Here is a 23,165-nt window from a genome sequence, read left to right on the forward strand (position 1 = left end):
TCTGACGTAAACGCTGACGCTCGGCGCGCGCTCTCAGTGGCTGACCGCGGGTGCCGGGCCGGGTTCGCTGTTCTGCCAGCCGCCGCCCAGGGCGAGGAACAGCGCGACCTGATCCTCCGACAGCTCGGTGTCCGAGCGTGCTAGCGCGGTTTCGGTGGCGGCCAGCGTGCGCTCGCTGTCGAGGCTGGCCAGATAGTCCAGGCGGCCCTCCTGATACAGCCGCCGGTTGTAGCGGGCCGCGTCGCGCGCGGCGTCCCGCGAGTCGCGCAGCGCCTGGTTGCGCTGCAGGTCGTTGGCGTAGCGGGCGAGCAGTGTCTGGGTTTCGCGCAGCGCTTCGAGCACCACGCCGTCGAAGCGGGCCAGCGCGGCATCGGCGCCGGCCTGCATGGCACGCACGCGGGCGCGGTCGACGCGCGTAGGGATGTGCCAGGCGATGCGTGGGCCAAAGGTCCAGCGCCGGGTGATCGGGTCACCGATATGCTCGAGCATGCCGGTGAAGCCAGCGTCGCCGCCGAGGCTGATCTCCGGGTACATCATCGCCGTGGCCACGCCGATATCGGCGGTCGCCGCAGCCAGCTGGCGCTCGGCCGCCCGCACATCCGGACGCCGTTTGAGCAGCGCGGCGCCGTCGCCGACCGGAATCGGCTGGCCCGGCTGCGGCGCCTGGCTGCAGGCGGCGACGGCGGTCGGCAATTCGCCGGGTGTGCGGCCGAGGAGAGCGGCGAGCCGGTAGAGGGCCGCCGCCTTCTTCGTTTCGAGCGGCGGCAGCTCGGCACGCAGTGCTTCGACCTGGGCGCTCGCGCGCGAGACGTCTACCTGCGTTCCGCGGCCGCCTTCGAGCAGGCGCCGGGCGACCTCGAACTGGCGGGTCTGGATGTCCAGCGAATCGGCGGCGATGGCCAACTCGTGGCTGGCATGGCAAGCGTCCATGTAGCTGCGCACCACCTGGGCGACAACGGTGATGCGCGCGGCATCGAGCGCGGCCTGCCCGGCTTCGGCCGTCGCTGCGGCGGATTCGGCGGCGCGCCGGAGCTTGCCGAACAGGTCGAGCTGGTAGCTCACCGCCAGGCCGACGTCGGCGAGGTTCATCACCGGCAGTTTTTCCTGCAGCGCCAGGGCCTCGCTCGACAGCTGGCCGCGTGCCGCGGACGCCTCGCCGTCGATCTCCACTTCCTGCGCATGGTGGGCCATCTGGTAGCTCTCGAAGGCCTGGCGCAGGTTGTGATAGGCCAGGCGCACATCGGTGTTCTGCTGCAGCGCCTGGCCGACCAGCCGGTCGAGCAGCGGATCGTCGTAGAGCTTCCACCAGTCCGCCGGCAGCGGCGCGACGACGGTCTTCGGATTGGCCGCCAGGTCGAACGCAGCGCCGGCGCTGTCGCGCTTGATCACCGCCTGATCCGGTACGCGGTAGTCGGGGCCTACGGCTGCGCACGCCGCGAGCATGCCGACGGTCACCGCGAGCGCGCCGTGGCGCAACCTCTGCGCGGCGCCGCTCATTGCGCGGCGACCTCTGCCTGGCCGGCGCCCGACGGCCAGGGCAATACCGACAGTGTCGCGGTCCGCCCGACCACCAGGCGTATGTCGCTCTGCTGACCCTCCTCGAGCACCACACGCACCGGAATGCGCTGGGCGAGCCGCACCCAGTTGAAGCTCGGGTCGATGTTCGGCAGCAGCGAATTGCCACGCGCACGATCACGGTCCTCGATGCCGGCGGCGATGCTCTGCACGTGCCCGCGCAGGTGCTGCGACTCGCCCATGATGCGGATGTCCACCGGCTGGCCGATCTCGATCGCGTGCAGCTTGGTTTCCTCGAAGTAGCCTTCGACCCGCAGCGAGGCGGTGTCGACGATCGAGAGCACGGGAACGCCGGTTTTCACATAGTCGCCGACGCGCATCGTCTGGTCGCTGAGATAGCCGTCCACGGGGCTGCGCACCGTTGTCCGCTCCAGATCCAGCCGCGCCACGCCAAGGGTTGCCTCGGCGGTCGCCAGCGCGGCCTCGGCACGCTTGACCTGGGTGTCGCCGATTTCCAGCGTTTCGGCGGCGATCAGGTCCTTGAGCACGCGGTTGCGCCGGGCTTCGCGCTGCGCCTGCTCGAGCTGGGCACGACGTTCGAGCACGGCGGCCTCGGCTTCGGCGACCGCCAGCTCGAAGCGGGCGCGGTCGATGACGAACAGCACCTGGCCACGGCTCACCCTCTGGTTGTCGCGCACCTTGAGCGTCGTCACCAGGCCGGAAACGTCCGGGGCGACCTGAACGATGTCGGCATGCACGTGGCCGTCGCGGGTCCAGGGCGACTCCATGTAGTAGTCCCACAGGTGAACGCAGACCAATCCCGCTGCGGCGACCAGCGTGAGGGTGAGCAGCACCGAGCCGGCGCCGGATAACCATTTCTTCATGTCAGCTCCGTGGTATCAGGTTGAACAGGCCGCCCAGGAGAACGAGGTAGAGCGCCAGGTTGAACAGAGGCGGGTGCCAGACCCAGCGGTAGAAGCCCAGGCGCCGGAGACCGGCCGTGAGCAGGCTGTTGAGCGCATAGGTCGCCAGCATCGCGACCAGCAGCAGCGGCACGTAGACGCCATAGAGATCCAGGTGACCGGTCATGCGCTGGCTCCCGCGGTCAGCGGCAGGGCATTGCCGCCGGGGTGATTCGGTGCCTGCAGCGCCAGGCGCAGGCCGTGCAGGGCGCGAGCGGCCTGGCGGGCGCTGCGCATCGGCTGCTGCTGCAGGCCGTCGAGTGTGCGGTCGAGGGTCAGGGCCAGCCCCGCCGGCAACGGCAGCTGCCGCCGGGCCCTGGCGCAGGCCTGGAAATGGTCGCCCAACTGGCCGAACAGCGCCTCGAGCGCGCCTTCGGTGTGCGGGCGGGCCTGCTGCAACTCCAGCAGGCGGAAGCAGATGCGCAGCTCCTGGATCGCGTCGCCAAAGGCCTGGCCACCGTCATCCAGCTGGGCGATGCGAGGCAGCAGCTGGCTGACGCGGTCGATCACCCGCGACACCACCTGGGTGAAATCATGGCGGCGGCCTTCGGTCAGCTCGGCAAGGCTGGCCCAGCCTTCGCGGGCCAGGCGCTGCACGGCCCAGAGCATGCCGAACGGGCGAGTCAGACGCACCCAGATCAGCGCGAAAACCACGCCGCTGGCGGTGGACAGCGCCATGTCGGCGAACAGCGGGAAGTCGGCCCGGTAGCTGTCCTGGATGGTAATGGTCGAGATCGTCTGCACCGCCAGCAGCACCACCGTGCCGGCATATTGCGGGCGGCCGGCCAGCGTGCCGAGCAACAGCAGCGGTACGGCGAAGAGCGCGGCCAGGCTGCCGAAGTCCTGCACGTTGGGCATCAGCGCGAACAGATAGGTCGCCGCGGCGAGCGTGGAGATCAGCGTGGCGACCAGAAACGAGCGGATGAACGGCGCCGGGTTGTCCTGGCCGGCAAAGAAGCAGCTGGCCACGGCCGCGATGAATACCGCGGCGTAGCCGTGCTCCCAGCCGGACAGAAACCACAGCACGCAGAGCAGGAACACGCCGAGTGCAACCGAGGCCGCGCTGAAGGCGAGCAGGCCGTGATCGTAGTAGCGCGGGCCGCCGACCAGTTGCTCGACACGGTAATGCAGCACGGGCGAACGCTCGGGGTGGCCTTCGGCAAAGCTCTGGCGCAGGTCGATGCTGTCCTGCCAGAGGTCGATCAGGGCGCGCAGCTGGCGCAGTGCACTTTCGATCGCCAAGGCCTGGCGCGGGTGCTCGTCGGCCAGCCAGACCTCCAGCTGCCGGCTGCGCTCCTGCAGCTGACGGCCGCTGACCTGCAAAGCCGAGCCGTCGATCCAGAGCGCCACCTGCTGCAGGTACTCCGCCAGTTCCGGCAAGGGTTGCGGGAGCTCCCGTCGCATCGCCTGCAACGCGTCGCCCAGCGAGACCAGCTGTGGAATCAGCATGGCCATGCGGGCGCGAAAGTCGCGTGCATGGCGGGCCGGCAGGTGGCTGCTGCTGTCGTAACTCAGCTGCACGATCATGCCATCGAGCCCCATCACATCCACCAGCAGGCGGTTGAGCGTGGCCTGGTCGGCGGCATCGAGTGCCTTGGACGCGAGCAGGCGGGCGGCCACTTCGCGGCCGTCGGCGAGCAGCCGGTCCATCCGCGCGCCAAGGATGGGGGCTATGCGACTGGGAAAGACCACCGCGTTGACCAGGCTGGCGCAGACGATGCCGAGCAGGATTTCCTCGGAGCGCGCCAGGGCCACGTCGAACAGGGTAGCGGGATGGTTGACCTCGCTGAGGCTGATCAGCGGCACCGTGTAGGCGGCCAGCATGAAGATGTAGCTGCGCGGCGTGCGGTCGAGCAGCGAGAGAAAGAGCAGGGCGCCGATCCAGGCGGACATCGCCAGGCTCATCATCAGCGGCTGCTGAGCAAAGGTCGGAATGATCGCCACCGAGGCCGCTGCGCCAAGCAGGGTGCCTAGCGCACGGTACAGCGCCTTCGAGCGCGTCGCGCCGGAAAGCGGGTGCGAGACCACATATACGGAGGCCATCGCCCAGTAGGGGTTGTCCAGCGGTATGGCCAGCGCGATGTAGAGCGCCAGCAACGCCGCAAGCAGCGCCTTGGCTGAAAACAGCCATTCGCGCCAGGTCGGCATAGTCATGGGATTCTGTTCTGTCGAAGGTGCCGCCGGAGGGAGTGACGAGGCGACACGGGCACACACAAGTGGTTACATTTAACGCCAAGTCGACAGGACAAATTGATCAAGCATCAGGACGAATCGAAAAGATTCACCGCCAGCCGGGCCTACGATGAAAAAACGCATTCCCAATTACGCGCTCTATGGCGAGGCCGCACTGCCGACCTGGCAGGACCTGCTGCACCTGGAATGGATCAACCAGGGGCGGGCCAGCGATCTGCGCGAAATTTCGCCGCACTGGCATGACAGCCTGCTGCAGCTGATCTACATCCGCCGCGGCGAGGGCGAGGTGTCGCTGGAAAACAGCCGGCTGTCGTTCAGGGCCCCCTGCGTGATCCTGCTGCCACAGCGGACGGTGCATGCCTTCAGCTATTCGGCCGACACCGACGGGCCGGTGATTACCGCGGCGCAGCGGCCGCTCGAGTCGATCGCACGCATCCTTTCGCCGCGCCTGCTCGCCTTGCTCGGGCAACCGCGCGTGCTGACCCTGCCGTGGCCGGCGGATGGCCAGGAGCCTATCTGGCCGCTGTTCGAACTGCTCGAGCGCGAAGTGAGCGCCGGGGAGGGCGTCGAACTGGCGGCGGGGCAGGCTCTGCTGGTAACGCTGCTGGCGAAGATCGCCGACCTGGCCGAACCGGCGGCGCCACCCCGGCGCCCGAGCGGCCGGCGCGCCGCACTGGTCGCGCAGTTCCGCGAGTTGGTCGACGCCCAGTTCCGTCGGCACTGGACGCTCGGCCGCTACTGCGAAGCGCTTGGCGTTACCGCGGTGACCCTCGGCCGTGCCTGCCGCGAAGAGACCGGCGAAGCGCCGCTGGCGATCGTCAACGAGCGGCTGGCGCGCGAGGCGCAGCGTCAGCTGGCCTACACCGATCTCGACGTGCAGCAGATCGCCCGTGATCTCGGCTTTGCCGACGCCGCCTATTTCAGCCGTTTCTTTCGCAAACAGGCAGGTGTCACACCCAGCGCATTCCGCGCGGCATTCCTGGGCACGACGGGCTGAATACGCGCTGGCAAGATCTGTGGGGTGCTTGTCATTGCTGCCGCCGCCACCCGCGCGCAGACTGCAGGCTGAATCGCCTGGAGCCCCGCCGATGAGCATCCAACGCAAGATTTCCTGCCTGGTCTTTCCCGACGTCATGAGCCTGGACGTGACCGGCCCGGTACAGGTGTTCGCCTCAGCCAACGTCGAACTGCAGCGCCAGGGCAGGGCGGCCGTCTATCAGCCGCTGCTGCTGGGCGAATCGCTTGAGCCGGTGGCGAGCTCCTGCGGCATACGCCTGGGCGTCGATGCCTGCTGGCACGACCTGGCGCCTGCCGAGCTGGATACGCTGCTGGTCCCGGGTGGGCAGGGCGTGGACATGCAGCGACAGAACCCGGCGCTGCTCGCCTGGCTGCGTCGGGCCGAAGGCGAGGTGCGCCGGCTTGGCTCGGTGTGTTCCGGCGCGTTGCTGCTGGCCGAGGCCGGCTTGCTGCAAGGGCACCGGGCGACCACGCACTGGGCCGATGTGCCGAGCCTGCAGCGCTTTGCCGACGTGGAGGTACAGGGCGACCGATTGCATACCTTCGATCCCGAGGATGCGCAGGCCAGCCATCTGTTCACCTCAGCGGGCGTCACCGCGGGCATCGACCTGGCCCTGGCCCTGGTCGAGGCCGATCTCGGGCGACCCTTGGCCCTGGCAGTCGCCCAGCGCCTGGTGATGTTCCTGCGCAGGCCCGGTGGCCAGGCGCAGTTCAGCCCGTTGCTGACGCCATCGGCCGGCCGCGTGCAGCGGCTGGCGCGGCTGCTGGAGTGGATTCCGGCGCACCTTGCCGACGACCTGTCGATCGAGGCGCTGGCGTTCCAGGCGCACATGACGCCACGCACGCTCTGTCGGCTGTTCAAGCAGGAAGTCGGCTTGGGCCCTGGCCGCTATGTCGAGCAGGTTCGCCTCGAGGCGGCGCGCAATCTGTTGCTCGATGGCCAGGCGTCGGTGGCGACGACCGCACGCCTGACCGGCTTCGGCCACCCGGAAAACCTGCGGCGAACCTTCCAGAAACGGCTTTCGGTAAGCCCGAGCGAACTGGCCGAACGATTCGGCTGACACTTCCCGCGCGATGAACCCATCGGCTGCCCCGGCTGGCCGAAGGCTTCGTTCGCGCCTCATAAAGCGAGGCTCTGCAATGCGTGTGTCATTCGAGAAGGCGCCCTTGGCGCGGTTGTTCCTGGCTCAGGCGCTGTACTGGTCCTGCGCGATCATGGGCGTCATTCTGAACGCCGTGGCCGGCCTTGAGCTGGCCGGAACGGCAGCGTTGGCCACCTTGCCGCTGGGCCTGATGGCGCTGGGTTACCTGGCGAGCGTCCAGCCCCTGGCGCGGCTGATGCAGCGTCGCGGGCGTCGGCTCGGCTTCATGCTGGGCTCGCTCGCCGGTGTTGGCGCCGGCTTGGCTGCGGCGCTGGCCTTGCAGCTGAGCAGCTTCATTCTGTTCTGCCTGAGCATGTTGGTGTTCGGTATCTACCAGGCGTCGGCCATGTTCTATCGCTTCGCCGCCGTCGAGGCGGTGCCCGAGGCGTTTCGGGGCCGTGCTACGGCCTGGGTGATCAGTGGCGGGGTGCTGGCGGCGCTGTGCGCGCCGGGGCTCGCTGGCTTCAGCCAGGGCGTACTGGCGACGCCGTTCGTGGCCAGCTACCTGTTGTTGGCGATGCTCGCCGTGTTGGGCCTGCTGGTGCTGGCCGGGCTTGCCGAGCCGAGCCGAGGCCAGGCACCAAGCGCGACGGGCGCCGCACCAGGCTACCGGGAACTGCTCAAGCGACCAGCCGTGCGTGCCGCCATCGTGACCACCGCGGTGGGTCATGGCCTGATGATCCTGGTGATGAACGCAACACCGCTGGCGATGCATGGCCACGGCATGAGCGTCGAGGCCAGTGCCGAGGTGATTCGTTGGCACGTGCTGGGCATGTTCCTGCCGGCTTTCGTCGCCGGGCCGCTGATCGACCGCCTGGGCGGGCGTCGGGTCGCGGTAATCGGCGCCGTGACCATGGCGGCCAGTGCGCTGGTTGCCCTGAGTGGCAACGAACACGGCGCCTTTCTGTTGAGCAGCTGTCTGCTGGGGGTGGCCTGGAATCTGATGCTGGTCGCCGGGACGACCTTGCTCGGCAGCGGTCACGACGCGAGCGAGCGCGCCAGCGCACAGGGCCTGATGGAACTGCTCAACGGCGGCGCAGCGACGGCCATGTCATTCGCCTCGGGGGCGCTGATCGCCAGCGTCGGCTGGAGTGCGGTCAATCTGGGCGTGCTGCCATTGATCATCTGGGTGCTGGCGCTGCAGATCCGTGGCCGGCAGGCACAGCAGCGCGCAGTGGCGTAAGCGAATATCGATGGCGATCGTCTCGGCCATGCGGTGGATTTCACGGCACGGCCGAGGTGCCGGAGATGCTGGCAGGACGAAAGCCGGATGACTCGGCCTGACCTCCGGATGTCTGACTTCGCATAATCTATATTATGTTAAATCACGTATTCGCTTGGCTGTCGCTGCGCATGGCAACCGCCACCAAAGCCCATCTCCCTTTCTCTGGCCCGATTGGCCTATCCTCTGTGTTCGGGCGCTATGCCGCGCCACGTCTGGTGCGATGCTTACTTTCCCTTTACATCCGCATCACACGAATTTGACCTTCGCTGGCGTAGATTGTGTGTCGTCGCCATGCAATCCACGTTGGCTCGCTGTCGAACAGACACGCCCGCCATCCATGCTTCACAAGGGAGAACACGAAGCCCATGTGCCTTCAAAAGAAACTGCTGGGAATCACCGCCGGCATTGTCCTGCTCGGCCAGGCATTCGCCGCTCATGCCCAGTTGCCAGACTTCACGCCGCTGGTCGAACAGGCGTCGCCTGCGGTCGTCAATATCAGCACCAAGCAGACCCGGCCGGCTCGCGGGCCTGCCATGCAGATGCCTGACCTGGAAGACATTCCGCCGCCGTTCCGCGAGTTCTTCCGCCGCGGCTTTCCGCCGGGACAGGACCAGCCGCGCGAGGCGCAGTCGCTCGGCTCGGGTTTCATCATTTCCGATGACGGTTATGTGCTGACCAACAACCACGTGGTGGCCGACGCCGACGAGATCATGGTGCGCCTGCCCGATCGCAGCGAGCTCGAAGCCAAGCTGGTCGGTGCCGACCCGCGTACCGACGTGGCGCTGCTGAAGATCGATGCCGACGACCTGCCGACGGTCAAGGTTGGTAAGTCCGACGACCTCAAGGCCGGCGAATGGGTGGTGGCGATCGGCTCGCCCTTCGGTTTCGACCACACGGTGACCGCGGGTGTCGTCAGCGCCACCGGCCGCAGCCTGCCCGGCGAGAGCTATGTGCCCTTCATCCAGACCGACGTGGCGATCAACCCCGGCAACTCCGGTGGGCCGCTGTTCAACCTCGAGGGTGAAGTCGTCGGCATCAACTCGCAGATCTTCACCCGTTCGGGCGGCTTCATGGGGCTGTCATTCGCCATCCCGATTGACGTCGCCATGGATGTGGCCAACCAGCTGCGCACCAGCGGCAAGGTCAGCCGTGGCTGGCTGGGTGTATCGATCCAGGAAGTGAACAAGGACCTCGCCGACTCCTTCGGCCTCGAGCGTCCGGCCGGCGCCCTCGTCGCTCAGGTCATGGACGGCAGCCCGGCTGCCAAGGGTGGCCTGCAGGTCGGTGACGTCATCGTCAGCATGGACGGCAAGCCGATCATCATGTCGGCCGACCTGCCGCATCTGGTCGGTGCGCTCAAGCCGGGAACCGAGGCGACCTTCCAGGTAGTGCGCAACGGTGAGCGCAAGAAGCTGGAGATCAAGGTCGGCGCCATGCCCGATGACGAGAGCCTGGCGGGCATCGAGGACGGCAGCGGCGCGGCAGCCAGCAGCAACCGCCTGGGTGTGACCGTGGCCGAGCTGTCGGCTGAGCAGAAGCAGGGCCTGGAGATCGAGTCCGGGGTGATCATCCGCGAGCTGCAGAACGGTCCGGCGGCGATGATCGGCCTGCGTCCAGGTGACGTCATCACGCACCTGAACAACCAGGCGATCAACTCGGTGAAGACCTTCAGCAAGGTTGTGGCGGACCTGCCAAAGAATCGCTCGGTGTCGATGCGCGTACTGCGTCAGGGCCGTGCGAGCTTCATCACCTTCCGCCTGCCGAACTGATACTCCCCCCACTAGGCCCGCGATCACCGCGGGCCTTCTGCTTTTCAGCACTCTGATCATGGCGCGGTGCGATTTCTGCTCTAGATTTATCGGTGAGTCGCTATGCAAAGACTCCCAAGGAGCTAGACATGCAGAACACCGATACCGCTGCGCGAAGCCAGCCGGTGAACCTCAACAAGTGTCACAACTGCGCACTGCGCAGGAGCTGTCTGCCAAGCGGCCTGCAGGATGCGGCCATGCTGGCGCTGGAAGGCATCATCAAGCACAACCGCCGCTTGTTGAGAAACGAACACCTCTACCATGCCGGCGAGCCGATGCAGCAGATCTATGCGGTGCGATCCGGTGCGTTCAAGACCTACCTGTTCGGCGCCGATGGCAGCGAGCTGATCACCGGCTTCGTCATGCCCGGCCAGTTGCTGGGCCTGGATGCGCTCAGCGATCGGTACTTCCCCAGCCATGCAGTGGCCCTGGAAACCTCCGTCGTCTGCCTGATTCCGCTGCCGCAGCTCGAACTGCTGGCCGGGACCGATGCGCACCTGCGCATGACCTTGCTGCGCTCGCTGAGCCGGGAGCTGCAGGGCGAAAAGGAGCACCTGGGCAGCAACCGTGAGACCGCCGGGCCGCGGCTGCTCGCATTTCTGCTCGAAATGTCGGCACGCCAGAGCCGGCGCGGGCTCTCCCCTGCCTACCTCAACCTCCCGATGACCCGTGCGGAGATCGGCAATTACCTCGGCCTGACGACCGAGACGATCAGCCGTCTGTTCACCCGCTACCGGCAACTCGGGCTACTCGAATGTACCGGTCGCGAGGTGCATCTGCTGGACCTGGACGCGCTCCACCAGCAGCTGCAGTATCGGCCCCGGCGCCTGCAGAACTGGCCGGCCGACAGCGCCTCCCTGGCAAGCTGAGCCAGCCATCGCGCGTGGCGGCGGGACGGGCAGCCGGTTCTGCGGTTCAGTCGCCCATTACCAACAACGGATTGAGCCCGCCGCGCGCATACTCCCCACCCTCCCCCAGCGCCAGGTCCAGCGCCAGGCTGGCGAGGTCATCGGCCAGCGGCTCGGCATGCCCGTCCTGGTCGCGGGCGATCAGCTTGCGATAGCCGTGACAGTCCCCGCAGGCCTCGGCCTGGACCGGCAGGTAAGGCTTGCCGTGCTCATCGTCGAGAGTCAGATAGCGCAGCTTTGCGCCTTCGCCACACAGGCTGCAGCGCAGCCGTTCCAGGTGCCACTGGCTCGAGCACAACCCACAGTGCAGGTAGCGCACGCCGCTACGGTGCTGTTCGTTGTGCACCACGCTGACCACCGCCTCCGCCCCGCAGCATGGGCAGAGCGTGCGGGCCTCGCCGAAGAGCCGCGCCGGTGGCCTGGGCAGGTTGACAGCAAGCCGTACCCAGCTGACCTGCAGCGCCGCCGCAACCAGGGGCTGCAGGCCGCGCAACGCCGGCTCGGCGGCCCGACCGTCCAGCGCCTGCTCGGCGAGCGCTTCCAATGTCGGCTCGGGGAGCTGTCGCAGCTGCTGCAACAATGGTCGCTGCCGTTGCCCGGCATGCAGGTCAAGGCTCTCGAGAATGGCCTGAAGGTCGGCGCGCCAGTCCAGATCGCGACGCAGCGCTGTGTGGCCCAGCGGTGGCAGGCCGTGTTCGAGTGCGGCGTCAAAGGCATCCGCGGGGGGCTGCCAGGCCAGCTTGCGCTCGCTCAGCGCCAGGTGCTGGGCCTGGACGACGCGGGCCATGAACGACAGGTACTCGTCGAGCGCCGGCACGCGGATGACCAGATCTCGCAGCCGCGCCGCGCGTCGTGCGAAGACCTCGCCATCCGGCAGGACGACCTCCGGTGGCTCCATGATCAGCGATGGTGCGCTACCAAAATCGTGGCTTCCCTTCTGCCTCATGTGTGGCGTCTCCTGGTGTTCTCGTCGTCAGGTTCGTGCCCCGGCAGCGCGCTACCGTCGCCGTGGCACTCGCCGCGCATCACTTCTTCGTACCACAGCGAATGGTGATGGCGGGCCCAGGCATGGCTCACGCGCCCCCGGGTCATCGCGCGAATCGAGCCCTTGACCCAGATCGCCGAGTACACGTGGATGATCAGCGTGACGATGGCGACAAAGGCGACCAGGGCATGCAGCATCGCCGCGAAGCGCAACAGGTTGCGTGGCATGGCCATGGCGAAGTACGGCTGCCAGATGATGATTCCGGTCACCAGCAGCGCGGGCACGCAGAGCAGGAATATCCAGTACACGAGCTTCTGCCCGGCGTTGTTCTGCCCCACCGGCGGCAGGCGGTCATCGCGATTGTTCAGCACGTCGCCGATCTGCCGCGCCCACTGCACGTCATGGCGGCGAAACAGATTGGCCTTGAAGAAGCGCACCGCCTGGATCACGAAGAACAGGCACATGAACACCCCGATGAAGGGGTGAACGATGCGCGTGGCCTGCGGCCCGCCAAACAGCGCGGTCAGCCAGAAGAACGCCGGGTAGAACAGCGCCAGGCCGCTGAGCGTGAGCAGTACGAAGCTGATCGCGATGATCCAGTGATTGGCCCGCGACCAGGGTCCATAACGCAGGATGCCCTTGCGTGCGTTGGAATGGCTCATGGGCGCCGCTCCTCGTCGCGGCGGTCACGCTCGCGCTCAGCCGCCGCCTGCTCTGCATCGGGATCGTCCTCGGGCTCTTCCTTCGGTCCCTTGGTCATGTAATGGAAGAAGCCGGCGAGCACCGAAACGCCGAGCACGGCCGACATCACCGGCTTGGTGATGCCCTTCCAGACCTCGACCATGGGGCTGATGTGCGGGTCTTTCGGCAGGCCGCTGTAGATCTCCGGTTTGTCCGCATGGTGCAACACGTAGACCACATGGGTGCCGCCGACCCCGGCGGGGTCGTAGATGCCGGCATTGTCGAAGCCGCGCTGCTTGAGCTTCTCGACCCGGTGGGCGCCGTAGTCCAGCATCTGGTCCTTGGTGCCGAACATGATCGCCGAGGTCGGGCAGCTCTTCACGCAGGCCGGTTCCAGCCCGTGGTAGACACGGTCCGAGCAGAGCGTGCACTTGTAGGCGCGGTTGTCCTTTTTCGAAATGCGCGGAATGTTGAACGGACAACCGGCCACGCAGTAGCCGCAGCCGATGCAGTTCTCCTGGTTGAAGTCGACGATGCCGTTGGCGTACTGCACGATCGCCCCCGGCGACGGGCAGGCCTTCAGGCAGCCCGGCTCGGCGCAGTGCATGCAATTGTCCTTGCGGATCAGCCACTCGAGGTCGCCGGCCTCGTTCTCGTACTCGGAAAAGCGCATCACCTCGAACGACGAAGGGGTCAGGTCCTGCGGCGCGTTGTAGGTGCCGTCGCATTCGCCGACCTCGTCGCGCAGGTCGTTCCATTCCATGCAGGCGACCTGGCAGGCCTTGCAGCCGATGCACACCGACACGTCGATGAGCTTGGTGACCTTTTCCACGCCACCTTCGCGCAGATGCGGCGAAGGCGTCGTGGTCGCCGAGCGGGCGATGATGTTCTGCAGGTTGATCTGGCTACCTTGCATCCGTCGCCTCCTCTCAAATCTTCTCGACGTTCACCAGGAACGACTTGAACTCAGGGGTCTGGGTGTTCCCGTCGCCGACGAAGGGCGTCAGGGTGTTGGTCAGGTGCGCCTTTTTCGCCACGCCGGTAAAACCCCAGTGAATGGGGATGCCGACCTGGTGCACGGTGCGCCCGTCGATCGTCAGCGGGCGCAGACGCTTGGTCACCACCGCCACCGCATCGATGTAGCCGCGCTTGGAGCGCACCCGGACCTTGTCGCCGGCGGCGATGCCGAGTTCCTCGGCCAGCTGCGCGCCGATCTCGACGAACTTCTCCGGCTGGACGATCGAGTTGAGCAGCACGTGCGTCGTCCAGTAGTGGAAGTGCTCGGTCAGCCGGTAGGTGGTCGCCGCGTAGGGGAAGTCGCGATTGCTGCCAAAGCTGTCGCGGTCCTCGGCGAACACCCGCGCCACCGGGTTGTGATAGGCCAGCGGGTTGTTCGGGCTCAGCGGGTTGTTGTCGATGGGCGACTCCAGCGGCTCGTAGTGCTCGGGGAATGGCCCTTCGCCCAGCCATTCGCTGGAGAAGAAATGCCCCGTGCCGCTTTCGGTGAGGATGAACGGCTTGACGCCCTGCTCGGGCGCCGCCGTGACCGGATAGTCCGGCACATCGGCGCCGACCCAGCGTTCGCCGTTCCACCACACCAGCCGCCGCGCCGGGTCCCAGGGCGTACCGTCGGGGCGCGCCGAGGCGCGGTTGTAGAGGATTCGCCGGTTGAGCGGCCAGGCCCAGGCCCAGCCGAGCGTCACGCCGATATCGTACGGGTCGGAATTGTCGCGCCGGTCCATCATGTTGCCCTGCTCGGTCCAGGCGCCGGAGTAGATCCAGCAGCCGCACGAGGTGCTGCCATCGGCGCGCAGCTCGCCGAAGTCGTTGAGCAGCTCGCCCTTGCGACGGACCAAGCGGCCCTGGTCCTCGACATCCGCCAGCGCGCGGCCGTTGTATTCCTGCGCCAGCTCGGCCGCCGAGGGATGCGCTTCGTCGCTGTAGTTCCAGGTGAGGTTCAGGATCGGCTCGGGGAAGGCGCCGCCCTCCTCCCGATAGAGCTGCTGCAGGCGGCGGAAGACGCCGGCGAGGATACCGGTGTCGGTCATCGCCAGGCCGGGTGGCGGCGCGGCACGGTGGTGCCACTGCAGCCAGCGCGAACTGTTGGTGATCGAGCCGTCATCCTCGGCGAAGCAGGTGGTCGGCAGGCGGAACACCTCGGTCTGGATTTGCGCCGGGTCGACGTCATTGAAGTCGCCGTGGTTCTTCCAGAACTCGCCGGTCTCGTTGGCCAGCGGGTCCATCACCACCAGCCACTTGAGCTTGGACAGCCCGTCGAGCACCTTCGCCTTGTTCGGGAACGCGGCGAGGATGTTGAAGCCCTGGCAGAAGGCCCCGGTCATCTTGCCGTTGGTCATGTCGTTGACGGCGTAGAGCACGTCATAGAGCGGTTCGGACAGCTTTGGCAGCCAGTCGTAGCACCAGTTGTTCTCCGCCCTGGCGGCGTCGCCGTAGAAGGCCTTCATCATGCTGACGAAGAAGCGCTCGTAGTACTTCCAGTAGGACACCTGGTTCGGCAGCAAGGGCTCGCGCACGCGCTGCTGGATGTAGTCCTCATAGCGCTGCGCCTTGGCGTTGGGCAGCACCATGTAGCCGGGCAGGAGGTTCGACAGCAGGCCGATGTCGGTCAGCCCCTGGATGTTGGAGTGTCCGCGTAGCGCATTGACCCCGCCGCCAGGCATGCCCATGTTGCCCAGCAGCAGCTGGACCATGGCGCCGGTGCGAATGATCTGCGAGCCCACCGAATGCTGTGTCCAGCCGAGCGCGTAGAGAATGGTCATGGTCTTGTCCGGCGCGGCGCTCCCGGCGATCAGATCCCAGATCTGCAGAACGGTCTTCTGCGGGATGCCGCAGACCTTCTCGACCATTTCCACGCTGTAGCGGCTGTAGTGCCGGCGCATCAGCTGGAACACGCAGCGTGGGTGCTGCAGCGTTTCATCGCGGCGGACGAAACCCTGCTCGTCCAGGTCGAAGTTCCAGCTCGACTTGTCGTACTGATGGCGCACTTCGTCGTAGCCGGTGAACAGGCCATCCTCGAAGCCGAAGCCTTCCTTCACCAGGTGCGCGGCATCGGTATAGCTGCGCACGTATTCATGCGCGTAGCGGTCCTGCTCGATCAGGTAACTGATCAGCCCGCCGAGAAAGACGATATCGGTCCCGGTGCGAATCCAGGTGTGGTAGTCCGCTACCGCCGTGGTGCGGTTGTAGCGCGGGTCGATGGAAATCAGGATCGCATCGCTGCGCTCCTTGGCGTGCATGACCCAGCGGAAGCCCACCGGATGCGCCTCGGCCGAATTGCCGCCCATGGACAGCACGATGTTGGCATTGCGGATGTCGACCCAGGAATTGGTCATGGCACCGCGACCGAATGAAGGGGCAAGACCTGCCACCGTCGGTCCGTGTCAGACGCGCGCCTGGTTGTCGAGTTTCAGGATGCCCAGCGCCCGGGTGATCTTCTGCGTGAGGTAGGCCGTCTCGTTGGTGCAGGCCGAAGCCGCGACCATCGAGGTGGTCATCCAGCGGTTGACCAGCCTGCCCTCCTCGTCGTGGGTCTCGAAATTGCGGTCGCGGTCGTCCTTCATCAGCCGTGCGATGCGGCCAAGCGCCTCGTCCCAGGAGATGCGCTTCCACTCGTTCGAGCCGGGTTCGCGTACCTGCGGGTAGCGCACCCGCGAGTCGCTGTGGATGAAGTCGAGCACGCCGGCGCCGCGCGGGCACAGCGAGCCGCGGCTGACCGGATGGTCCGGGTCGCCCTCGACGTGGTAGATCTCGTCGCGCACGTTGATCGCGCCATCGCCTCGTGAGTACAGCAGCATGCCGCAGCCGACCGAGCAGTAAGTGCAGATGTTGCGCGTGGCGCGCGCCCCGCTGAGCTTGAAATGCCGCACGGAAGCGACCGCTTCGTCCGGCGCAAAGCCCATCATGGCCATGCTCGACGCACCCAGCCCGGCTGCGCCGAACTTCAGGAACTGGCGTCGGGAAACTCGGACTGCCATGGCGTTCTCCTCGTTGTTCTCTGGCTATCTGAGGAGTCGACTTTGCGTCTGCATTCAGGGTTCCAGCGGTATGACAGGCGGCGCGACCGCCTGGCGCGCCGGGTCGCTCAGCTGGCGTCGCGCAGCTGCTCGAGCAGCCTGCAGGTCAGCCGCTGGCGCGTGTGCGCATACGCGGCCCAGGGGTCTTCGCGCTCGGCGAGGTACGCGCGCACGTTGTCCAGCCGCCACTGATCGGCGCCTTCGAGTCGCTGCACTTCGTCCAGGCTTACCGGCAGGGACACGCCAAGGCCCGGCCGGGCACGCACCGAGTACGCCGCCACGGTGCTGGCACCCCGCTGGTTGCGCAGGTAGTCGACGAAGATGCGCCCGACCCGGTTCTGCGCGCCCATCTTGCAGGCGATGCGCGCGGGCTGCTCGCGGCCGAGGCGCTGGGTCACGCCCTGGGCGAAGGTGCGCGCGCAATCCCAGTCGGAATACCGATCCAGCGGCACCACGACATGCATGCCGCGCCCGCCGCTGGTCTTGAGAAAGGCCTTAAGGCCGAGTTCGTCCAGCAGTGCCAGGGTCAGTTCGGTCGCTTCGACCATGCGCGCCCAGGGCAGCGCGGGATCAGGGTCGAGGTCGAAGATCACCCGGTCCGGCCGCTCGATGCGATCGCTGTGGGCATTCCAGGTATGGAACTCGAGGGTGCCCATCTGCACCGCCTCGATCACGGCGGTGATCTCGTCAGCCTGGATCAGGCGCGCGTGCTCGGGGTCCAGCTTCTTGGGCAGGGCCCGCATGTGCGGCATCTTCAGGCGTCCACGGTGACGCTGGAAAAAGCTCTCGCCGGCAAGCCCTTCAGGAGCTCGCACGATGGAGAGCGGCCGCCCCGCCAGCTGTGGCATCAGCCAGTCGGCCACCTGCAGGTAGTACTCGGCGAGCGCCAGCTTGGTGGTGCCGCTGGCCGGGTCGATGACCCGCTGCGGGTTGCTGATCCCTACCCCGCCAACCAGCGGGCGCGCGCGCCCTTTGCCCTGTGCCGCCATGGCACCTCCGTAACCGGATCAGCCGGCCTTCTTGCGCGACGACCCCTTGCGCGGCTCATCAGACGCAGCTTTGCGCGTTCGCGTGCTCGATTTGGCGGCCGGCTTGGATTTGGACGCCGGCTTGCGAGTGCTCGCGGCGGCTTCCGGCTCGTCGTCTTCGCTCGCGGCGCGCTTGCCAGGCTTGGCCGCCAGGCTGCGCTTGAGCAGCTCGGTGAGGTCGATGACGTCCGCGCTGCGTTGGTCGACAGCCTCCTCCGGCCCGCCGACGGCTTCGAGTTTGCCCTCGCGCGCCTTTTTCTCGACCAGGTCCATGATCTGGTCCTGGAAGGTGTCCTTGTACTGCTCCGGTTTCCACTTCTCGGTCATGTCCTCGACCAGCCGCTTGGCCATGTCCAGCTCGCGTTCGGCCAGGTCGGGGTCGAGGGCCTCGTCCTTGAGTTCCAGATACTCGACGCCGCGCACCTCTTCGGCCCAGCGCAGGGTGTTCATCACCAGCGCCTTGCCCAGCGGCATGACTACCGCCAGATGCTGCTTGTTGCGCAGCACCACATTGGCGATGCCGACCTTGCCGGTCTGCTCGAGGGTCTCGCGCAGCAGCGCGTAGACCTTTTCGCCGCGCCGCTCGGGCGTCAGGTAATACGGCGTGTCGATGTACAGAAAGGAGATGTCGCTGGCGTCGACGAACGCGATGATGTCGAGCGTCTGCGTAGCCTTGGGGTGCGCGGCCTTGATCTCCTCGTCGCTGATGACGACGTAGTGTCCCTTCTCGTACTCCACGCCCTTGACGATGTTCTCGCTGTCGATGTCCTCGCCGGTGGTCTTGTTGATGCGCTTGTAGCCGACGCGGTCCATGCTGCGTTTGTCCAGCCAGTCGAAGTCGATGCCCGAACGCGTAGTAGCCGGTACCAGCGCCACGGGAATGTGCACCAGACCGAAACTGACCGCGCCTTTCCAGATCGTGCGTGGCATAGCCGCTCTCCTCTCTTGCGGGCCGGGCCTTGGGCCCGGCGCACGCCTGCTCAGCCGTTGACCACCGTACCGCCGTTGACGTGCAGTACCTGGCCGCTGACGTAGGACGAATCGCTGCTGGCCAGGTAGACATAGGCCGGCGCCACTTCCTCCGGCTGCCCGGGGCGCTTCATCGGTACGTTGGAGCCGAATTCGGCGACCTTGTCCGCATCGAAGGTCGACGGAATCAGCGGCGTCCAGATCGGCCCTGGCGCGACTCCGTTGACCCGGATGCCGCGCTCGGCCAGGTGCATGGCCAGCGCGCGGGTGAAACCGACGATGGCGCCCTTGGTCGAGGAGTAGTCGATCAGCATCGGGTTGCCCTTGTAGGCGGTCACCGAAGTGGTGTTGATGATCGACGCGCCCTCCTTCAGCTGCGGCAGCGCGGTCTGGGTCATCTGGAACATGCCAAAGACGTTCGTTCGAAAGGTGCGCTCCCACTGCTCCGGCGGAATGTCCTCGAAGCGCTCGCGTGGATGCTGCTCGGCCGCGTTGTTGACCAGGATGTCGAGCTGGCCGAGGGTGGCGATCGTCTCGTCCACGACCTTGCGACACACGGCGGGGTCGGCGACATCCCCGGCGAACGTCAGGCAGCGCCTACCCTGCTCCTCGACGACCTTGCGGGTTTGCTCGGCATCCTGATGCTGGTCGAAGTAGAGGATGGCCACATCGGCGCCTTCGCGGGCGAACAGCACCGCCACCGAGCGTCCGATGCCGCTGTCCCCGCCCGTGACAATGGCAACCTTGCCCGCCAGCTTGCCGGCCGCCTTGTAGTCCTCGCCGCGGAACTCCGGGCGTGGGTGCATCTGGCTTTCCTGGCCGGGTTCGGGTTGCTGCTGGGGTGGCAGGGTCTGGTTGTCAGCCATGCAAAAATCCTCCGTCAACGGGTTGGAACCTGTGTTCGGAGGACTGAGGGCGCCTGGCAAAAGTTTCTGCCCGGCGATGAGAGGTGGCTGGCGTGGCGTTCTAGCCGAGCATGAGCACCACGCGGCCGCGCGGCTCGCCGCTTTCAACGTAACGGTGCGCTTCGACCGCCTGTTCAAAGGCAAAACGCCGGTCGACCTGCGGCTTGATCAGCCGATCGGCAGTCAGCTGGTTGATGTGCTGCAGGGCGCGCTCGACGGCCTCGCGGTTCTGCTCGATACCCAGCTCCGGCTGGCCGGTGAAGTCGCACAGGCAGTGGAGAAAGAACTTGAAGTTCTTCTTGAACGCCGCGCAGACCGGCAGCGCGGTTTCGTTGCCGCCGTTCATGCCGTACAGGATCAACTTTCCCAGCGGTGCCATGACGTCGCCCAGCAGCTTCATCTGCGAGCCGCCACAGGCGTCCAGGACCACCTCGACACCGCGGCCTTCGGTCACCTTCTGCAGGCGGCCGACCAGGTCTTCTTCCTCGGTGACGATCACCGTCTCGGCACCCAGTTCACGCAGGTAGTCACGGTCCTCGCTGGTGTCACAGGTGGCGATCACACGGCCGCCCAGCGCCCTGGCCAGCTGTACGGCAGCCGGGCCGGTGCAATGCGCGGCCTGGTTGATCAGCACATGCTGGCCGGGCTCCAGTTGCGCCAGCTCGACCAGCGCGAAGTAGCTGACCAGCATCGGCGTGTAGTGGATCGCTGCCTCGCTGGCCTCGAGCATGTCCGGGTAGTGCACCAGCGCCTGCTGCGGCAGCAGCGCATGCTCGGCATAGAGCGGGTACTGATTGAGATCATGCGCGGGAAAGCCGGCCACCCGATCGCCGACGACAAAGCCCTCGACGCCCTCGCCCACAGCGAGCACCTCGCCGGCGACCTCGCTGCCGAGCCCCGCCGGCAAGCGCGCGTGGCGCGGCGCCAGATCCTGGCGCCAGAGCACGTCGTTCCAGCTGACACCGATGGCGCGCACGCCGATCAGCACTTCCCCCGGCCCTGCCACGGGCACGGGCCGTTCTTCGTAACGCAGAACTTCGGCCGGACCGAACTGGTGGAAACGGATGATGCGGGACATCGCGACCCTCGTCTTACTACTACTGTGCCTGTGGACTCTATCGTCAGTGCGGGCACAACTCCAGCGAGGCACCCGGATTCGCATCGATAGTCGCCATGCGCCGAAATGATGGGGCGCTGTATGTAACGCCGGTGGCGCCACTTCGAAAGCGCGATTTGTCATTGACCCGCTTGCCGCCCCGGCTACTAGAATGCTCGCCTCTCTCGCCGAGCCGCTCTACGCTGCACGGCTCAAGGACCGAAGTGACCAGGCATGAACCGCAACGATCTTCGCCGCGTCGACCTCAACCTGCTGATCGTCTTCGAAACGCTGATGCACGAGCGCAGCGTGACGCGCGCAGCGGAAAAGCTGTTCCTTGGCCAGCCGGCGATCAGCGCGGCGCTGGCTCGCCTGCGCACCCTGTTCGACGACCCGCTGTTCGTGCGCACCGGGCGCAGCATGGAGCCGACCGCCCGCGCCCAGGAGATCGCCCAGCTGTTGTCGCCGGCGCTGGACTCGATCTCGACGGCGGTCAGTCGCGCTTCGTCTTTCGACCCGGCGACCAGTACCCAGGTGTTTCGCATCGGGCTTACCGATGAGGTCGAGTTCGCCCTGCTCCCGCCGCTGCTGCGCCGCCTGCGCGCCGAGGCGCCTGGTGTGGTGCTGGTGGTGCGCCGCGCCAATTATCTGTTGATGCCCGGCCTGCTGGGCTCCGGCGAGATTTCCGTGGGCGTCTGCTACACCGAGGAACTGCCGGCCAATGCCAAACGCAAGGTGCTGCGCCGGCCCAAACCGATGCTGCTGCGCGCCGACAGCATTCCCGGGCGCCTCAGCCTGGAAGACTACTGCGCCAGGCCGCACGCCATGGTGTCCTTCGCCGGCGACCTCAATGGCTACATCGACGAGGAACTGGCGCTGCACGGCTGCCAGCGCAAGGTGGTGCTGGCGGTGCCGCAGTTCAATGGCCTGTCCAACCTGCTGGCCGGGACCGACATCGTTGCCACGGTGCCGGATTACGCCGCCGCCGCGCTGGTGGCCCATGGTGGCCTGCGCGCCGAGCCGCTGCCGTTCGAGACCAGCCAGGACTTCGAACTGTCGATGGCCTGGCGCGGCGCCCAGGACAACGACCCGGCCGAACGCTGGCTGCGCTCGCGCATCCAGATGTTCGTCGGCGACCCGGACAGCCTGTAGGGTGGAAAACGGCGCAGCCTTTTCCACGCGTCTCCCCGCCCCTGCACGCCGTCACGCCTTTCTCGACGTCATTGCCGATTGCTAACGCAGCACCGGCTGCCAGCCGACGCAGCCGATCCACGCCGCGATTCGGTGAAAAAGACCTGGCGGTCGTTTTCCTCCCCTACCGTTATTGCCTGCTGCTGATGATCGATGCGCAAACATCATCGCCAGTGATATTCACCTTCGGCTCGTTCGATTTCTGCCTGAGAACCTGACCGCGCAGACTTCCGCCATCGAAAAAACCGACTTGCGGAGTCAAGCATGGAACGTTCGCTCAACGCCTTGCGTTTTTCCCTTATTGCCCTGACGGTGCTGATCACCGCCGCCTGCGGCAAGGCACCGGAGGCCACCCAGTCGGGTACGCCGCCGCCTGCGGTCAGCGTGGCCGAAGTCATCGAGCAGCAGGTGACCGAGTGGGACGAGGTCACCGGGCGCCTGGAGGCGCCGGAGTCGGTGGAGATCCGCCCGCGCGTTTCGGGCTTCATCGACAAGGTGGCCTTCGAGGAAGGTGCGCTGGTGAAAAAAGGCGACCTCCTGTTCCAGATCGATCCACGCCCGTTCCAGGCCGAGGTCAAGCGTCTGCAGGCGCAGCTGCAACAGGCCCGCGCCACCCAGCAGCGCACCGCCGCCGAAGCCGAGCGTGGCGAGCGCCTGCGGCAGAAGAACGCGATTTCCGCCGAACTGGCCGATGCCCGAGTCAGCGCCGCCAGCGAAGCGAAATCCGCGGTCGCGGCGATCCAGGCGCAGCTGGACAAGGCCCAGCTGGACCTCTCCTTCACCCGCGTGACGGCGCCCATCGACGGCCGTGCCGGCCGCGCACTGATCACGGCCGGCAACCTGGTCAACGCCGGCGAGGCCCTTCTGACCACGCTGGTCTCCACCGACAAGGTCTACGCCTACTTCGAAGCGGACGAACGTCTGTACCTGAAGTACCGCGAGTTGGCGCGCCAGGGCGACCGTGGCGAGGCGACCCCGGTCTATCTCGGCCTCTCGGACGAGGACGGCCACCCGCATCTGGGCCACATGGATTTCATGGACAACCAGGTCGACCCGCGTACCGGCACCATTCGCGGCCGCGCCGTGTTCGATAACCGCGACGGCAGCTTCACCCCCGGCCTGTATGCACGGCTGAAGCTGGTCGGCAGCCCGACCTACGAGGCCGTGCTGATCAAGGACGTGGCGGTGGGCACTGACCTGGGCAAGAAGTTTGTCCTGGTGCTGGCCGAGGACGGCACCGTCGCCTACCGGCCGGTCGAGCTCGGGCCCAAGCTCGAAGGGCTGCGCATCGTGCGCGATGGCCTGGCCAAGGGCGAGCGCATCGTGGTCAACGGCCTGCAGCGCGTACGCCCGGGTAGCCCGGTGCAGCCCGAGTCGGTGCCGATGGCCGACGCCGAGACGCTGGCGTCGCTGAAGCAGCAGAACCGTGCGATCAGCGAGGCGATGAAGCCGCAGGTCGACGAGCGCACCCTGGCCCAGCGCCCGAGCAGCTGACCGTCCGACAGC

The 23,165-nt window shown here is 66.7% G+C and carries 19 protein-coding genes; 7 read left to right on the plus strand and 12 right to left on the minus strand.

Annotated features, from left to right (window positions below; genetic code table 11):
* Positions 1–33: 33 nt before the first annotated feature.
* The 4 genes from AC0KXH_RS09400 to AC0KXH_RS09415 are packed head-to-tail and all read right to left on the minus strand — an operon-like array spanning position 34 to position 4,631.
* Complete coding sequence (locus AC0KXH_RS09400) at positions 34–1,497, minus strand: efflux transporter outer membrane subunit (protein WP_488224560.1); 1,464 nt, start codon at positions 1,495–1,497, stop codon at positions 34–36.
* Complete coding sequence (locus AC0KXH_RS09405) at positions 1,494–2,399, minus strand: efflux RND transporter periplasmic adaptor subunit (RefSeq protein ID WP_041105455.1); 906 nt, start codon at positions 2,397–2,399, stop codon at positions 1,494–1,496. Before AC0KXH_RS09405 ends, AC0KXH_RS09400 begins: the two co-directional genes overlap by 4 nt.
* Position 2,400: 1 nt before the next feature.
* Entirely contained in the window at positions 2,401–2,604 is a 204-nt protein-coding gene (locus AC0KXH_RS09410; RefSeq protein ID WP_041105456.1) for a DUF1656 domain-containing protein, read from the minus strand.
* Positions 2,601–4,631, minus strand: a complete 2,031-nt coding sequence (locus tag AC0KXH_RS09415; protein WP_052813413.1) for an FUSC family protein — start codon at positions 4,629–4,631, stop codon at positions 2,601–2,603. The genes AC0KXH_RS09410 and AC0KXH_RS09415 overlap by 4 nt, the downstream gene beginning before the upstream one ends.
* A gap of 148 nt (positions 4,632–4,779) precedes the next feature.
* Between AC0KXH_RS09415 and AC0KXH_RS09420 the strand changes: the two genes are divergently transcribed.
* The 5 genes from AC0KXH_RS09420 to AC0KXH_RS09440 all read left to right on the plus strand — a co-directional run bounded on the left by AC0KXH_RS09420 (position 4,780) and on the right by AC0KXH_RS09440 (position 10,731).
* A complete protein-coding gene (locus AC0KXH_RS09420; protein ID WP_488224561.1) occupies positions 4,780–5,667 on the plus strand; it encodes a helix-turn-helix domain-containing protein in 888 nt (295 codons plus the stop codon).
* A gap of 91 nt (positions 5,668–5,758) precedes the next feature.
* Complete coding sequence (locus AC0KXH_RS09425) at positions 5,759–6,748, plus strand: GlxA family transcriptional regulator (RefSeq protein WP_488224562.1); 990 nt, start codon at positions 5,759–5,761, stop codon at positions 6,746–6,748.
* Positions 6,749–6,827: 79 nt separating this feature from the next.
* On the plus strand, positions 6,828–8,012 hold the full coding sequence (locus tag AC0KXH_RS09430; protein ID WP_488224563.1) for an MFS transporter: 1,185 nt from the start codon (positions 6,828–6,830) through the stop codon (positions 8,010–8,012).
* A 407-nt stretch (positions 8,013–8,419) separates the two neighbouring features.
* A complete protein-coding gene (locus AC0KXH_RS09435) occupies positions 8,420–9,823 on the plus strand; it encodes a DegQ family serine endoprotease (protein ID WP_041105460.1) in 1,404 nt (467 codons plus the stop codon).
* 128 nt (positions 9,824–9,951) lie between these two features.
* Complete coding sequence (locus tag AC0KXH_RS09440) at positions 9,952–10,731, plus strand: helix-turn-helix domain-containing protein (protein WP_052264536.1); 780 nt, start codon at positions 9,952–9,954, stop codon at positions 10,729–10,731.
* 46 nt (positions 10,732–10,777) lie between these two features.
* Here AC0KXH_RS09440 and fdhE read toward each other — a convergent pair whose 3' ends face one another.
* The 8 genes from fdhE to AC0KXH_RS09480 all read right to left on the minus strand — a co-directional run bounded on the left by fdhE (position 10,778) and on the right by AC0KXH_RS09480 (position 20,450).
* Positions 10,778–11,716, minus strand: coding sequence for a formate dehydrogenase accessory protein FdhE (fdhE, locus tag AC0KXH_RS09445; protein WP_488224564.1), 939 nt, complete (start codon positions 11,714–11,716; stop codon positions 10,778–10,780).
* Positions 11,713–12,417: a formate dehydrogenase subunit gamma gene (locus AC0KXH_RS09450; RefSeq protein WP_488224565.1), complete on the minus strand. Its 705-nt coding sequence runs from the start codon at positions 12,415–12,417 to the stop codon at positions 11,713–11,715. Before AC0KXH_RS09450 ends, fdhE begins: the two co-directional genes overlap by 4 nt.
* Positions 12,414–13,352, minus strand: coding sequence for a formate dehydrogenase subunit beta (fdxH, locus tag AC0KXH_RS09455; RefSeq protein WP_041105463.1), 939 nt, complete (start codon positions 13,350–13,352; stop codon positions 12,414–12,416). Before fdxH ends, AC0KXH_RS09450 begins: the two co-directional genes overlap by 4 nt.
* 13 nt (positions 13,353–13,365) lie before the next feature.
* Positions 13,366–16,431, minus strand: a complete 3,066-nt coding sequence (gene fdnG / locus AC0KXH_RS09460; protein ID WP_312572052.1) for a formate dehydrogenase-N subunit alpha — start codon at positions 16,429–16,431, stop codon at positions 13,366–13,368.
* 107 nt (positions 16,432–16,538) lie between these two features.
* On the minus strand, positions 16,539–17,459 hold the full coding sequence (gene ligD / locus AC0KXH_RS09465; protein WP_488224566.1) for a non-homologous end-joining DNA ligase: 921 nt from the start codon (positions 17,457–17,459) through the stop codon (positions 16,539–16,541).
* An 18-nt stretch (positions 17,460–17,477) separates the two neighbouring features.
* Entirely contained in the window at positions 17,478–18,428 is a 951-nt protein-coding gene (gene ku / locus AC0KXH_RS09470) for a non-homologous end joining protein Ku (RefSeq protein WP_061337244.1), read from the minus strand.
* Between the two features lie 50 nt (positions 18,429–18,478).
* Positions 18,479–19,333, minus strand: a complete 855-nt coding sequence (locus AC0KXH_RS09475; RefSeq protein ID WP_488224567.1) for an SDR family oxidoreductase — start codon at positions 19,331–19,333, stop codon at positions 18,479–18,481.
* A gap of 100 nt (positions 19,334–19,433) precedes the next feature.
* The gene (locus AC0KXH_RS09480) at positions 19,434–20,450 is read right to left on the minus strand and encodes a zinc-dependent alcohol dehydrogenase family protein (RefSeq protein WP_488224568.1); all 1,017 of its coding nucleotides are present in this window, start codon (positions 20,448–20,450) and stop codon (positions 19,434–19,436) included.
* Between the two features lie 252 nt (positions 20,451–20,702).
* Between AC0KXH_RS09480 and AC0KXH_RS09485 the strand changes: the two genes are divergently transcribed.
* On the plus strand, positions 20,703–21,620 hold the full coding sequence (locus tag AC0KXH_RS09485; RefSeq protein WP_041105469.1) for a LysR family transcriptional regulator: 918 nt from the start codon (positions 20,703–20,705) through the stop codon (positions 21,618–21,620).
* Positions 21,621–21,923: 303 nt separating this feature from the next.
* Positions 21,924–23,153 carry a multidrug efflux RND transporter periplasmic adaptor subunit MexE gene (gene mexE, locus AC0KXH_RS09490; protein WP_488224569.1) on the plus strand — a complete coding sequence of 410 codons (1,230 nt, stop codon included), beginning with the start codon at positions 21,924–21,926 and terminating at the stop codon, positions 23,151–23,153.
* The last annotated feature ends 12 nt before the right edge of the window (positions 23,154–23,165 follow it).

The organism is Stutzerimonas sp. CXK-1 (assembly GCF_057738225.1).